Origin of the sequence: Hymenobacter cellulosilyticus, assembly GCF_022919215.1 — a bacterium.
Classification (GTDB): Bacteria; Bacteroidota; Bacteroidia; order Cytophagales; family Hymenobacteraceae; genus Hymenobacter; species Hymenobacter cellulosilyticus.
In genome coordinates, this window is sequence record NZ_CP095046.1 from 4,471,288 (window position 1) to 4,484,900 (window position 13,613).

At 59.4% G+C, this 13,613-nt stretch carries 9 protein-coding genes and 1 pseudogene; 6 read left to right on the forward strand and 4 right to left on the reverse strand.

Annotated elements, in window-relative coordinates; genetic code table 11:
• Positions 1-11 precede the first annotated feature (11 nt).
• The 4 genes and pseudogenes from MUN79_RS21990 to MUN79_RS22005 form a co-directional block, all read right to left on the reverse strand.
• A complete protein-coding gene (locus MUN79_RS21990; protein ID WP_244674696.1) occupies positions 12-944 on the reverse strand; it encodes a T9SS type A sorting domain-containing protein in 933 nt (310 codons plus the stop codon).
• A gap of 325 nt (positions 945-1,269) precedes the next feature.
• Positions 1,270-2,316, reverse strand: a complete 1,047-nt coding sequence (locus MUN79_RS21995; RefSeq protein ID WP_311136794.1) for a pectate lyase family protein — start codon at positions 2,314-2,316, stop codon at positions 1,270-1,272.
• Positions 2,317-2,601: 285 nt separating this feature from the next.
• A pseudogene (locus tag MUN79_RS31995) lies at positions 2,602-4,534 on the reverse strand (glycoside hydrolase family 88 protein).
• 60 nt (positions 4,535-4,594) lie between these two features.
• Positions 4,595-6,256, reverse strand: a complete 1,662-nt coding sequence (locus MUN79_RS22005; RefSeq protein WP_244674698.1) for a glycoside hydrolase family 28 protein — start codon at positions 6,254-6,256, stop codon at positions 4,595-4,597.
• A 491-nt stretch (positions 6,257-6,747) separates the two neighbouring features.
• Here MUN79_RS22005 and MUN79_RS22010 point away from each other — a divergent pair, with 491 nt between their 5' ends.
• From MUN79_RS22010 to pgl, 6 genes are all read left to right on the forward strand, one after another.
• Complete coding sequence (locus tag MUN79_RS22010) at positions 6,748-7,074, forward strand: DUF6686 family protein (protein ID WP_244674699.1); 327 nt, start codon at positions 6,748-6,750, stop codon at positions 7,072-7,074.
• A gap of 193 nt (positions 7,075-7,267) precedes the next feature.
• The gene (locus MUN79_RS22015) at positions 7,268-9,448 is read left to right on the forward strand and encodes a bifunctional alpha,alpha-trehalose-phosphate synthase (UDP-forming)/trehalose-phosphatase (RefSeq protein ID WP_244674700.1); all 2,181 of its coding nucleotides are present in this window, start codon (positions 7,268-7,270) and stop codon (positions 9,446-9,448) included.
• A gap of 368 nt (positions 9,449-9,816) precedes the next feature.
• Entirely contained in the window at positions 9,817-10,371 is a 555-nt protein-coding gene (locus MUN79_RS31345; protein WP_311136557.1) for an NAD(P)-binding domain-containing protein, read from the forward strand.
• 2 nt (positions 10,372-10,373) lie between these two features.
• Positions 10,374-11,192, forward strand: coding sequence for an NADP(+)-dependent, decarboxylating phosphogluconate dehydrogenase (locus MUN79_RS31350; RefSeq protein ID WP_311136558.1), 819 nt, complete (start codon positions 10,374-10,376; stop codon positions 11,190-11,192).
• Between the two features lie 221 nt (positions 11,193-11,413).
• Positions 11,414-12,868: a glucose-6-phosphate dehydrogenase gene (gene zwf / locus MUN79_RS22025; RefSeq protein ID WP_311136559.1), complete on the forward strand. Its 1,455-nt coding sequence runs from the start codon at positions 11,414-11,416 to the stop codon at positions 12,866-12,868.
• A 5-nt stretch (positions 12,869-12,873) separates the two neighbouring features.
• Positions 12,874-13,605 (forward strand): 6-phosphogluconolactonase, encoded by a 732-nt coding sequence (gene pgl, locus MUN79_RS22030; protein WP_244674701.1) that lies wholly within the window; start codon positions 12,874-12,876, stop codon positions 13,603-13,605.
• The last annotated feature ends 8 nt before the right edge of the window (positions 13,606-13,613 follow it).

Genomic DNA, 13,613 nt, shown 5'->3' on the forward strand with positions numbered 1-13,613 from the left:
TTGAGAGGCAGTTACTGCTTCACAACTTTGGACGTGATGCGCTGCTGACCGTCGTTGTACTCTACCATGTAGATACCGGCCGTCAGGGCCGACAGGCGCACTTCCGTAGCCGTCGAGTTGGGCTGGGCGGCCAACGTGGCTACTTTCTGGCCGTTCGAGGCATATACGGCTACCGTGGCGCCTTTTACAGCGGCGGGGTGAGCCACGGCCAGGAAGTCCTGGGCGGGATTGGGGTACACGTTCAGGCTCTGCTTAGCCACGGCTTGCTTGCTGGCTAGGGTTACGGCCTGCTTGCTCTTCAGCGTCACGTTTTTCAGCAATACGTAGCGGCCCACGCTGCTGCTGCCAACACCAAAGTACAGGCGCACCGTCAGGGTCTGGCCGGCGGCTACCGTTAGGCCAGTAGCCTCATTCAGGGCGAAGCGGAAGTTGCTGGGCACGCCACCCGTCGCGTACTGGGGTAGTACGGCACCCGCAGTAGAAATATTGGCACTCGTACCGTTGCCAAACGAGCCATTTGCACTCGCAGGCAGCACGCCCGTTGGACCTTTACCACCCGTAATGCTGGTCGAGTCGCTGGTGAAGTTGCTGAACGAATACAGCACCACAATCTTGCCGGCGGCAGAGCTGGTAACGGCAGCGTCCAGGATCAGGGAGTCGAGGCGGGTAGCAGCCGTGGCAGAAACCTGAAATTGCTCATAGTAGGTACGACGGGGGTTGGCACCGGGGCCGGGAGGCGTACCTGTGGAGCTCCAGCCACCACCGTTAGACAGTACGGCAAACGCCTGCCCAATACCGGGGGTGTAGGGTGCGTAGGCAGTAGCATTGGTTGGCACCAAGCCATCAGAAAGCACCAGGCGCTTGAAAGTCGAAGGCGCACCAGTCAGGCCAGCCGAACGCACAGCGGGGTTATCCTGGTTGTTAACCTGAAGAGGCCACTGCACAAAACCTTGGGTTTGGGCTGATGCCTGCTCCGCTGTGAACAGAGCAGCGGTGAGAGCAAAACCTGCGAGTAAATTTTTCTTCATAACGAAGGAGAACTGTTTGTGGGAATTGTAGAGATAACGCGAGCAGGGCAGCCAAAGCCGCAAGCTGTTCAATGCTCCTCCAATTTTCACTATTCGCAGCGAAATGGGAAGCGGAAGTCGATTTTAATTTGCGCAAACGTTACCGGGAACGTTGCCGGTTCCCAGCTCTCCTTCCCCAATAGGCCTCAGACCGCGGCCAAGGAAGGGAAAAGTCCGATTTTAAACAGTCCAAATCAGGGCGTTACAGCTTGCCGACCCCGGCACCTTGTTGCACAATTTCCCGAACCTGAGCTGCTTCGTTCAGCACGGAGGAATACTGGTAGGGCGGCGTAAACGTGCAGGTGCTGGTCGTAGGCTGGGAGCCTTTACTGCCTGAGTACAAGTTGCCGGCGGCGTCCCACTTGCCGGGCACGCTGCTGTTTTTGGTCGTCAGCGGGTCCTTGGTGTCCTCAAAGTAATTTTGCTCTACCCGCAGGCAGGCATCCATGCGGGAGTTGATGCCGGTGCCGTATACGTGCTTGTAGTAGTTGTTGAACACGTGGCCCGTACCGAAGCGGTAGACCGGTACCCGCTCGTGGATGTTGTTGTAGTAGTTGTGGTGAAACGTGACTTTCCGGTCCCCGGCGTCCTTGTCGGAATTGCCGATCAGGTGAGCCTTGTGGTGGTCGTGAAAGTAATTCCAGGAAATCGTGATGTAGGCGCTGGCTCCCTTGGCGTCAATCAGGCCGTCGTAGAGGTCCTGGTTGGTTTGGGTGGCCGGGTCCAAGTTGAAGAACTCGCAGTGGTCAAACCACAGATTCTGGCTCGTGCCCTGAATGGTAACACAGTCCCCGTCGTTGACGGCCACCTGGGCGCGCTTCTCGTCGTTGATTTTGGTGTTGGTCACCGTCGACATTGTGAAGCGCAGGTTTTGCACGATAATGTTGCGCTGGTCACTGATGGTCAGCCCCACGCCTTCCAGAAACCCGGTTTTGCCTACGCCCAGCAGGGTTTTGTTGGAAGCTACCCGCACCGAAGCGCCTTGCGTCCCGCCCGAAATAGTGCCGGCAATGGTGATAATCAGCGGCTCCTTGCTTTTGGCGTACTCCGTTAGCTCGGCCAGCGTGGTAGCGGCTACGGTGCGCCCCCGGCCCCACCGGTGGTGCCCCCATTTTCGGCCGCGAAACCCACCAGTCCCAGTGAAGAGGCAGCACTGGCAGGAGCCGCAGCCACAGGAGTTGCCGCAGGAGCTGGGGACGCCGCTGAAGCACTTGCCGAAGCAGCGGCGGCGAGGGGCTTTTTGGCGCAGGCCGCCGCGCCCATCAGCAGGCCTAGGGCCACGGTAGGTACTGCAACCAGCAGGCCAGAACGCTTAACAAAAACCGCGACGGTTGGGGTTGGAAAATATTGCTTCACAATGGGTGTGCTTAAGAAGGAAAAGGACGGAGTATGCGGTACTACTGCGTGACCAACTCGGTCAGAATTTAAAACGGGAAAGCGCAAATCCTTCGCCGGCGGCCGGGCCCGTTTCCGAAAGTGGAAACGGGCCCGGCTTTCCTCACCACAAGGCCGGCGTTGGATTTGCGCTCTGCGCTTAGCGTTTTGCCTGCTGCAGCAACCAGTTGGCCAAATCTTTACTTGCCTGGAAGTTTTCGAACTCAGTTGGAATCTTGCGGCCGTCCACGTACTCGTTGTACAGCCAAGGGTCGCCCACGGCCAGCACGGTGCCCTTGCCCAGCTTGGCCACGGCCACGATGTTGTCCTGCCCCTGAGTAATGACGGGCTTGGCCGGGGCCTGCAGGCTTAGGGGTGAGAGTTCCTTAATATAAGCCGCCCGGGCCTTGGTAAAGACCGAATTGCCGGCCGGCAAGGCCACTTTGCCCTGCTCAAACTGGTTACCCTTCACCATGTTCACGCTCTTATCGGTGAACTGAATGCCGAACGATTTGGCCAGCTCGTTGAAGTGCTTGATTTCACAGTTGGCCGTGTCGTTGGCCATCAGTACCAGCACGCCGCCGTCTTTTACCCAGTCGGTCAGCACCTTGGTATCGGCCGCGCCGATAAAGTTGGGCTTGGCTGTTTCCTTCTTGGTGTCCGGGTCCACGATGATGTAGACGTCCACGCCCTTGAGCGAAGCCTTGGTGGGCGCCGTGGGGATGGAAACGGTTTTGGCGCCTAAGTCGCGGAAGGTGTTGCCCCAGAGCCAGAAGCCCGAGTGCATCCGGTCTTCCCAGGTGTAGTGAAACCGCTCCTGCTGGCCGGTAATGGCACTTTTGCGGTACTCGTTGTTGAAGTAGTAGTCCAGGCCGATGGTTTTGTCCTTGCCCACGTTCTGGGTGGCGGCAATTTCCATTTCCAGGCTGGCCAGGATGAAGGGACCCACGCCTTTCAAATCGTTTTTGCGCAGGGGCTCCGAGAGGTAGTATTCGAAGCTGCCGTCCCGGTAGGGGTTGCCGCCCAGACCGCCCACGCTCACCGTGCCGTTGAAAGCCAGGGCGCCATTTTCCTCGGCCACGAAGGTTTTTACCAGCCCGTCGTAGCCCTTCTTGGCCGCATCGGCGTACTTTTTATCCAGGTAGCCCATGCGCACGCCCTTTTGCAGGAAGTACACAAACATGCTGCTGCCCGAAGCCTCGACGTAGTTGCCCTTGCGCGAAGCCTGGTCCACCACCAACGACCAGGTGCCGGTTTTGGCGTCCTGATACTTAACCAGCACCGGGGCCAGGCGCTGCACGTCCTTAATAAGCTGCTGGCGCTGGGGTGGTTCTGGGGAAGTAGTCGAGCACGTCGACCAAGGCCATGGCGTACCAGCCCATGCCCCGGTCCCAGAAGTTGGGGCTCTGGCCAGTGGTTTTGTTGGCCCACTTCTGCTCCTTGCTTTCATCGTAGCCGTGGTAGAGCAGCCCGGTTTTGGGGTCGACCAAGTTTTTCTCAATCAACGCAAACTGCTTGGCTACATCGTCGAAGCCCTGGGGCTGGTTGAAGACGGCACTGTACTCGGCATAGAAGGGCTCGGCCATGTAGAGGCCGTCGAGCCACATCTGGTTAGGATACACCTTCTTGTGCCAGAAACCGCCGGCCTTGGTGCGGGGCTGCCCGTCGAGCTGCTTGCGCAGGAGCTGTGCCGCCTTGATGTACTTTTCCTGCTTGGGCACCGAGCTCTGGCTCATTGTGAGCAGGGCGTGGCCGGTGGTCAGGTTGTCGAGGTTGTAATCCTCCAGCTTATAAGTGCGAATGGTGCCGTCCTCGCGCACAAACTGGTCGAGGTCCTTCTGCATATAGGTGAAGTACTTCGGGTCGCCAGTGCGGTTCCAGACGCGCTCCAGGGCTTTGAGCATCAGGCCCTGCTCGTAGTCCCAGCGAGCCGTTTTGCGGTTGCCAATCAGGATGGAATCGGGGTGCCAGCCGATAAAGGAATCGGCCATGCGCTGCGACATCGGCTTGACAGCCGGAGCGGCGGTTTGGGCTTCGGCGGCGGCACTGAGGAGCGTCAGGCCCAGCAGAGCCAGGGAAAAGGGAGCTTTCATGCGGGGGATTTGTAGCACGGCGGCCTCCCTCCCGTTGCCGGAAAAGAGGCCGCCTAGGAACTAGCGCTGAGAAATGGTTACCGTTTTCTTCGAGACTTTGTCGCCGAACTCCACGTCCTTCTTGGCGGCTTTGGTATCGGTGCCTACCAGCTTCACGTTCTTGGCCCGGTCGCCCGTTACGCGCATCAGCAGCGTGGCCCCGGCCGTGTACTTGATACCGTCGAGGCTGATGTCCTTGCTGTTCTGCACTTCCATCACGGGCATGGTATTCTTGCTCAGCAGGGTCACGTTTTTCAGGCGAATATTCTCGGCCTCAATGCACACCAAACCTTTGTCGCTCTGCAGCACGGCGTTTTCGATGGAGATGTCGCGCAGGGGCATTTCGGGCAGCCCGCGCATCATGATGGCTACGTCGGCCCCGTCGCAGGTGATGTTGCGGATATCAATGTGGCGGAACTGGGGCGTGCCTTCGTTCAGCGGCTCGGCCTTGATAACGGGCGGGGCCGACGACTCGCCTACCAGCGCCACCGGATCTTTAGCCATGTAGTAGAGGTCGAAAATCACAGCCTGGGCCACGATGTTCTTCATATTCACGTTGTTGATGAAGATGTTCTCCACCACCCCGCCCCGGCCGCGGGCCGCCTTGAAGCGCAGTCCCACGTCGGTACCCATGAAGGTCAGGTTGTAGGCGTAGATGTTGCGGGCCCCGCCCGACATTTCCGAGCCAATCACGAAGCCGCCGTGGGCGTGGTACACCTTCGTGTCGCGGATAATGAAGTTTTCGGTGGGCATGCCGCGCTGCCGGCCCTGCTCATCCCGGCCGCTTTTGATGCAGATTCCGTCGTCGCCCACGTCGAAGGTGCAGCCTTCCACAATGCCGTTTTTGCACGACTCCAAATCAATGGCATCGGTGTTCTGCCCGTACTCGGGATTGAGCACCGTCACGTTGCGCACGGTAATATCTTCGCTCATCAGCGGGTGCAACGACCAGGCCGGCGAGTTCTGGAAGGTCACGCCCTCCAGCATCAGGCGCTTGCAATGGTCGAGCACCAGCATGTCGGGCCGCAGGAAATCCTTGATTTCCTCGTAGTCCTTCACGTCTTTGCCCGGCTTCAGATAGAATGCCTCCGGAATGGTGGAGCCCTTCAGCGACTGCGCCGATGGATACCAGGTGTCTTTCTTTTCATTGGTCACCCCGCCGCTCTCTACTAGGCGCTTCCACTGGCTTTCGGTTAGCTTGCTTTTCTTCACCGAGCGCCAGGTGCCGCCGTCGCCGTCGAATACGCCCTTGCCGGTAATGGCAATGTTTTCGAGGTCTTTACCGAAGATCTGGGCCTGGTTGCGCACGGCCGCCACACCTTCCCAGCTGGTTTTAATCAGGTGGTAATCCTTGCGCTCCTTGCTGAACTGCACGTAAGCGCCCTGGGCCAGGTGCAGATTCACGTTGCTGCGCATCTCGATGGGCGCCGTGAGCCAGTGGCCGCGCGGCACGAGTACCACCCCGCCACCGGCCTTGCTGCTGGCGTCAATGGCCTGCTGAATGGCAGAAGTCTGGGTTAGGCCGTCGGACACGGCGCCGAACTTGGTGATGGAAAGCGTGTCGGTCCGGAAGGACGGGGTTTTTACCGCCGGCAGGTTGGGCTTGGGCTGGTCGGCCGCCGTGGCGCCGAAGCCCGTAAAGAGCAGGCCGAGGGCGGCCGTGGAAAGGAAAGGAAATTTCATACGGGGTGGGGTTACGTCGTCTACCGGAAGTGGTGGAAAGCAGACTGGGGTAAGCAGGTAGGAAATCAGTGCCAGCCGAAGCCAAAGAGGGCAGCGTATTAAACTATTCCAAGAATAAGGCCAGGTTGAGCTTTTCCCATTCCTACCGGTAAGATTGAAGTAAAATCAGGATTCTTAGCAGAACGGCCGCTATTTTCTATGCAAACGTTACCGGGAACGTTCTCATGAGCTGGTTTATGCTTGCACTTTCTCAGCTCAAACTCTACTTAGTATAGCGTTAGGCCCCTCCTACTTACCTAATAAGCAGTACTGGGTTAAGCCTGCAATTGGCTTTTGAAGAGGACAGCCAGCCAAACCACGACTCTGAATACTATTTATACAAATTCTAAATAAAGTTTGCATCCCTGCTTTTCATTCTTACTTTTGATCATATTTAGAACGTTTCCAAATACCAGGAAGGTATTCACCTTTTACTTTACATTGGATCTATTATGCGCCAGTACCTGCACCACAACGAGTTTGGCTGTATTTCCCGTTGCCCCAGCGGCTGCTGCCTGCACCTATACTTTGGCAATGTGGCCCTGTGCCTCAAGTCGCAGGAACTGACTGAGTGGCGCGGCATGACGGCCCGCCTCTACCAGAAGCACGCCCCGCAACTAGCCGACCCGGCTGCCCGCTGCATTACCATTCCGAGCCCGGTCAGCTGCCAGGCATTCGTTTTCACGCTGGAGGAAGTATTCCTGCTGCACGACTTGCTTATCAGCGCCAATCTGCTGTTGGAGGCCGAGCAAATCCTGGCGGGAGGCGCAACCAAATAAGATTGATAGACTGCCTTTCCACGCTGATTTTGCCAGCTCAACCTTGAGCATAGAAATATCTAGATATCATATTCTTATCTGGGGTGAGGCACGAGGCAAAAGGGCTTAAAGCGTCGGGCTTGGGCTTTATTTTTTGGCACAACCTGCCGTTTTCCCGTAAGCAAAGGCTCAAAGTATCCGAAGCTGAACGCTTATGTCCCGCACTATAATTGTTTCCAACCGCCTTCCTACGAAGGCCCAACGCACCGAAGAAGGACTGCATTTTACGCCCAGCGAAGGCGGCCTGGCCACGGGCCTGGGCTCTATCTACCGGGCTGATGACAACGTTTGGGTAGGCTGGCCCGGCGTCGAGATTGAAGACCCCGAGGAGCAGCGCTTCGTGACCGAGGAGCTGCGCACCGACAGCATGGCCCCGGTGTTTCTGACCCAGGACGAAATTCGAGACTTCTACGAGGGTTTTAGCAATGAAACCCTCTGGCCGACTTTCCACTACTTTAGCCAGTACGCCGTGTATGAGCAAGCCTACTGGGATGCCTACGTGGGCGTGAACGAGAAATTCTGCCGGGCAATTCTGGAGCTGGCCGGCCCGGAGGACACTATCTGGGTGCACGACTACCAGCTGCTGCTGCTGCCCCAGATGCTGCGCCAGGCCCGGCCCGAGTGCAGCATCGGCTTTTTCTTGCACATCCCCTTCCCTTCCCACGAGCTGGTGCGGGTGCTACCCTGGAGCAAGCCCCTGCTGGAAGGTATGCTGGGCGCCGACTTGATTGGCTTTCACACCTATGGCTACATGCGCCATTTCCTGAGCGCCGTAGCCCAAAGCCTGGGCTACCCCAGCCAGAACGGCATCATTGAGGCCGGTCAGCGCAGCGTGCTGGTGGATGCCTTCCCGATGGGCATCGACTACGACAAGTATGCCCAGGTGGCCGAGTCGCAGGAGGCCAAGGACAGCGAAAAGCTGTACCGGGAGGCCACCGGCGACGCCCGGGTGATTTTGTCCATTGACCGGCTCGACTACACCAAGGGCATAGCCGAACGCCTACGAGCCTACGAGCAGATGCTGCAGCTCTACCCCGAGTGGCGCGAGCGGGTGACGCTGCTGATGCTGGTGGTGCCCTCGCGCGACCAGGTAGAGAAATACAAGGAGCTGAAAGTGGAAGTCGACGAGCTGGTGGGCCGCATCAACTCCCAGTACCGCACCATCAGCTGGACGCCCATTCAGTATTTCTACCGGTCTTTCCCTCTGGAGCACCTGTCGGGATTGTACCGCCTGGCGGAGGTTGCCCTGGTGACGCCCATGCGCGACGGGATGAACCTAGTGGCCAAGGAGTTTATTGCCAGCAAAGGCGAACTGCCGGGCGTGCTGATTCTCAGTGAGCGGGCCGGCGCGGCGCGGGAGTTGTCGGACGCCATTATCATTAACCCCACCGATACCCGGCAGCTGGCCGAAGCCATGCACGAGGCCCTGGTGATGCCCGAAGACGAGCAGCGCCTGCGCATGGGCAATATGCAAGCCCTGGTAAGCCAGTATAATGTGTATCAATGGGTGAAGCTGTTTATGGACCGGCTGGCCTACATCAAGATCAAGCAGCAGACCCTGGCCACGGAAATGCTGGGCCCGGAAGAACTGCAGCAACTGTGCACCGACTTCGGGCAAGCCAAGCAGCGCCTGCTGTTTCTGGACTATGACGGGACCCTGGTTCCCTTCAGCAAGAATCCGCAGCACGCCCGCCCCGACGATGAGCTGCGCCACCTGCTCCGGGCCCTGAGCAACGACCCGCGCAACCGCGTGGTCATCATCAGCGGGCGGGACCGGAAAACGCTCTTCGGCTGGCTCGGCGACCTGCCCGTAGATTTTATCACGGAGCACGGGGTGTGGCTGCGGGCCAGCGGCGAAGGCCAGGACTGGAACATGCTGCAGCCCATGACCAACACCTGGAAGCAGGAAATCCGGCCCATCATGGAGCTGCTGGTCAGCCGCACGGCCGGTTCCTTTATTGAGGAAAAGGAATATTCCCTGGTGTGGCACTACCGCCGGGCCGATGTTGAGCTGGGTGCCGTGCGGGCCCGGGAGCTGACCAGCCACCTGAACTTCCTGGCCTCCAACACGGATCTGCAGGTGTTGGAGGGCAATAAGGTGGTGGAAATCAAGAATGCCGGGGTCAACAAAGGGGCCGCCGCAGCTCGGTGGCTGGCTACCTACCCCGCTGACTTCATCCTGGCCATCGGCGACGACCGGACGGATGAGGACACCTTCCAAGCCCTGCCCGATGATGCCTACACGATAAAAGTAGGAGAAACCGGCCGCTCTTTTGCCCGCTTCCACATTAGGTCCCACCAAGACGTGCGCCGCACCCTGCGGGCCTTGCTCTAGGAGTGCGTCGGCAAGTAAAGCCTGAGGCTCGTTCCGTTCGTCAACTGCGCGGACCGAGCCTCAGGCTTGTTTGTTACAGCCCAATACTTCTTTCGCCTAACAAGACATTACGGCCTTCCTAGCGCTGTAACCCAAACTTTCTAGCTGCGGATCGGGCCGGCCGAAAACCCTGCGGCCGGTTTTTTTCTTATTACGCTGCATTCTACGGTTGAGTCGGGCCGTGCGGCCCGCCTACTATGGGTTGTTCATACATTCTTCATGGCCGGCCCGCCTGAATCCTGCTATACTTGCGCCGGGCCTCCTTGCTTTCTTTAGGACGCCGCTTTCCTTAACCGGTTTTCCCGATACACTTCCGAAACGCACTTCCGATGAACGAAACGCCGACCTCCTTTTCCTTTGGCATGATTGGCCTGGGCACCATGGGCCGCAACCTGCTGCTGAACCTAGCCGACCACGACTTTGCCGTGGCGGGCTACGACAAAGACGCCAGCAAAGTGAGCCTGCTGGCCGAGGAGGGCACAGGGATGCCGGTGCGGGGCTTTTCCAGTTTGCCCGAGTTTATAAGCAGCCTGAGCACCCCGCGGGCCATTATGATGCTGGTACCGGCCGGCCCCATCGTCGACAGCGTGATTGAGGAGTTGCGGCCCCTGCTGCAACCCGGCGACATCATCATCGACGGCGGCAACTCCCACTTCACCGATACCAACCGCCGCGACGCGGCCCTGGCAGCGGCCGGCTTCCACTTTTTCGGCATGGGTATTTCGGGCGGGGAAGAAGGGGCGCGCTTCGGACCCAGCATGATGCCCGGCGGCGACCAGCAGGCCTACCAGGTGGTGCAGCCCATGTTTGAGGCCATTGCCGCCCGCGTCGGCGACGAGCCCTGCGTGACCTACATTGGGCCCGGGCCTCGGGGCACTTCGTGAAAATGGTGCACAACGGCATCGAGTATGGGCTGATGCAGCTCATTGCCGAAACCTACGAGCTCATGAAGCGCGGTCTGGGCCTGGATAACGCGGCCATCGGCGAGGTATTCGCCCAGTGGAACAGCGGCCGGCTGCAGTCCTTCCTGCTCGACATCACCAAGGACATCTTCACCTTCCAGGCCCCGGGCACCGACCATCTCCTGCTCGACGACATCAAGGACGAGGCCCGCTCCAAAGGCACCGGCAAATGGACTTCGCAGGTAGCCCAGGAGCTGGAAATGGCCATTCCCACCATCGATACGGCCGTGGCCATGCGCGATTTGTCGAAGTACAAAGCCCTACGCGAAAAGCTGGCTACCCTGTATGGTCCCGAGCCGGCCGCACTGAGCGTCGACCAGGAAGCTTTCCTGGCAAGCCTGGAGCAGGCGTTTTACTTCAACATGGTTATTACCTACGCCCAGGGCATGCACTTGCTGGCCAAGGCATCGAAGGACTACGGCTACGGGCTGCAGCTGGCCGAAATTGCCAAGATCTGGCGGGGCGGCTGCATTATCCGCTCCAGCTTTTTGAGCGAAATTTTCAACGCCTTCCAGCAAACTCCCGACCTGCCCCACCTGTTGCTTGATGAGCAGGTTCGCGGGCTGGTCAGCGCGGCCGTGCCCGGCGCCCGCACCGTGGTAGCTGCCGCCGTCACTGCCGGTATTGCCGCCCCGGCTTACGCCGCCTCGCTGAGCTACTTCGATACGTTCCGCAGTGCCCGCATGCCCTCGAACCTGATTCAGGCCCAGCGCGACTTCTTCGGGCCCACACCTACGAGCTGATCGGGCACGAAGGCGTGTTTCACACCCAGTGGACGCCTGCCCACGAGGATGCCGCCAACAAGCAGGACACCTTTACGGGCCCGGCCAACCAGAACGAGCAGCCGGTAATTCCCAACAAGTAAGCGGCCTGCTTTCCATCTACTTCCTGCCACACCCTTCCGCATGAGCTCTAACCAACAAGTGCAGCCTACCGTCTTTGTCATATTCGGGGCACCGGTGATTTGAACGCCCGCAAGCTGGCCCCGGCCCTCTATAACCTGTTTCTGGACAACTGGCTGCCGGCCGAGTTTGCCATCATCGGCACGGGCCGCACGCCCCTCTCGGACGAGGAGTTTCGCGGCCGGCTGCTGGACGGCATCAACCAGTTTTCCCGCAACGGCAAAGCGGCTAAGGCCAAGTGGAGCGAATTTAGCCAGCATGTGGTCTACCAGGCCGCCGACGTGAACGATGCCGCCACCTACCAGGAGTTTGGCAAGCGCATCAAGGCCTATGAGAAAGAGTGGCAGGGTCCGGTCAACGTGATTTACTACCTGGCCGTGGCGCCCGAGTTCTTCCCCATCATTGCCGCCAATATTGCCAAAGCCGACCTGGCTACCGACGCTGACCGCACGCGCATCGTCATCGAGAAGCCCTTCGGCCACGACCTGGACTCGGCCCGGGAACTGAATCAGCTGCTGGGCCAAACCTTCCAGGAGCGCCAGATTTACCGCATCGACCACTATCTGGGCAAGGAAACGGTGCAGAACATCATGGCTTTCCGCTTTGCCAACGCCCTGCTCGAGCCGCTCTGGAACCGCAACTACATCGAGCACGTGCAGATTTCGGTGACCGAGCAGCTCGGCGTGGGCGAGCGGAGCGGCTACTACGACGGCGCCGGAGCCCTGCGCGACATGATTCAGAACCACTTGCTACAGCTGCTGTGCCTGGTGGCTATGGAGCCGCCGGTCAATTTTACGGCCGACGAGGTGCGCAACCGCAAGGTGGACGTGCTCCGGGCCATGCGTCGCTTCGGACCCGAAGACGTGCGCGAGTCGGCGGTGCGGGGGCAGTATGGTGAGGGCTGGATGGAAGGCGAGAAAGTGCCCGGCTACCGCGAAGAGGTAGATTCCGAAGTGCCGTCCAACACCGAGACGTTTGCCGCCGTGAAGTTTTTCGTGGACAACTGGCGCTGGCAGGGCGTGCCGTTTTACCTGCGCACGGGCAAGCGCATGCACCGCTCGGCTTCCATTATCACGATTCAGTTCAAGGACGCGCCGCACTACATCTTCCCGCCCGAAACGGCCGAAAACTGGCAGCAAAACCGCCTCATTATCAGCATTCAGCCCGAAATGAGCATCCGTTTGCAGGTGCAAGCCAAACGCCCCGGCCTGGATATGATGCTCAACACGGTGGACATGGTCTTCGACTACAAGGGCACCTACACCACCGCCGCGCCGGAAGCCTACGAAACCCTGCTGCTCGACACCATGCTCGGCGACCAGACGCTCTTCATGCGCGGCGACCAGGTGGAGGCCGCCTGGGACCTAATTATGCCCATTCTGCACTCTTGGGAAAGCCGGGCCAGCCAGAGTTTTCCCAACTACTCGGCCGACTCCTGGGGCCCGCAGACGGCCGATGCTCTGGTGGCCCGCGACGGATTTCACTGGTTTACGCTGCCGCTCAACAGCAAAAAATAGCCTCTATGCCGCTTCACGTTCACGCTTCGGCCGAGGCCGTTTTGCACAGCCTAGCCGAGTATTTCGTAGCTCAGGCCCAACATGCCGTTGCCGACCGCGGCCGGTTTTCGGTGGCTCTTTCGGGCGGCAATTCTCCGCGGAAGCTTTACGAGCTGCTGGCCACCACGCCCTACCGTGAGCAGGTCGCCTGGGACCAAGTGTACTTCTTCTTCGGCGACGAGCGGAACGTGCCACCGACCGACCCGGAAAGCAACTACCGCATGGCCCGTGAAGCCCTGCTCGACCCGCTAACTATTGCCGATTCGCAGGTTTTCCCAGTCGATACGGCGCTACCGCCAGCCGAAGCCGCAGAGGCTTACACACGCACCATTCAGGCGTTTTTTGCTCCTGAAGAAGCCATATTCGACCTGGTGCTGCTGGGCTTGGGAGATAATTCGCACACGGCTTCGCTGTTTCCCCACACGCCCGTGCTCCACGAAACCAGCGTAGGAGCCCGGGAAGTATTTGTGGAAGAGAAAAAGGCCTTCCGTATCACGCTGACGGCCCCGCTGCTCAACCAGGCCCGGGCCGTGGCCTTCCTGGTGTATGGGGCCGACAAAGCCGCGGCCGTGCACCAGGTAATTCAGGGGACGCGCAACGTAGACGAGTTTCCGGCCCAGCTTATTGCCCCGGCTGGTGAGCTACACTGGTTTCTGGATATGGCCGCCGCGGCTGCCCTGCCGCCAGCCGCTTCCTGATACCAGCC

What these genes read in the sequence shown, in the direction of transcription:
- MUN79_RS31350 (WP_311136558.1), top strand. Translation starts at nt 10,374, where the DNA reads ATGGTGCACAACGGCATCGAGTATGGGCTGATGCAGCTCATTGCCGAA.
- MUN79_RS31345 (WP_311136557.1), top strand. Translation starts at nt 9,817, where the DNA reads ATGAACGAAACGCCGACCTCCTTTTCCTTTGGCATGATTGGCCTGGGC.
- MUN79_RS22005 (WP_244674698.1), bottom strand. Translation starts at nt 6,256, where the DNA reads ATGAAATTTCCTTTCCTTTCCACGGCCGCCCTCGGCCTGCTCTTTACG.
- MUN79_RS22010 (WP_244674699.1), top strand. Translation starts at nt 6,748, where the DNA reads ATGCGCCAGTACCTGCACCACAACGAGTTTGGCTGTATTTCCCGTTGC.
- pgl (WP_244674701.1), top strand. Translation starts at nt 12,874, where the DNA reads ATGCCGCTTCACGTTCACGCTTCGGCCGAGGCCGTTTTGCACAGCCTA.
- MUN79_RS22015 (WP_244674700.1), top strand. Translation starts at nt 7,268, where the DNA reads ATGTCCCGCACTATAATTGTTTCCAACCGCCTTCCTACGAAGGCCCAA.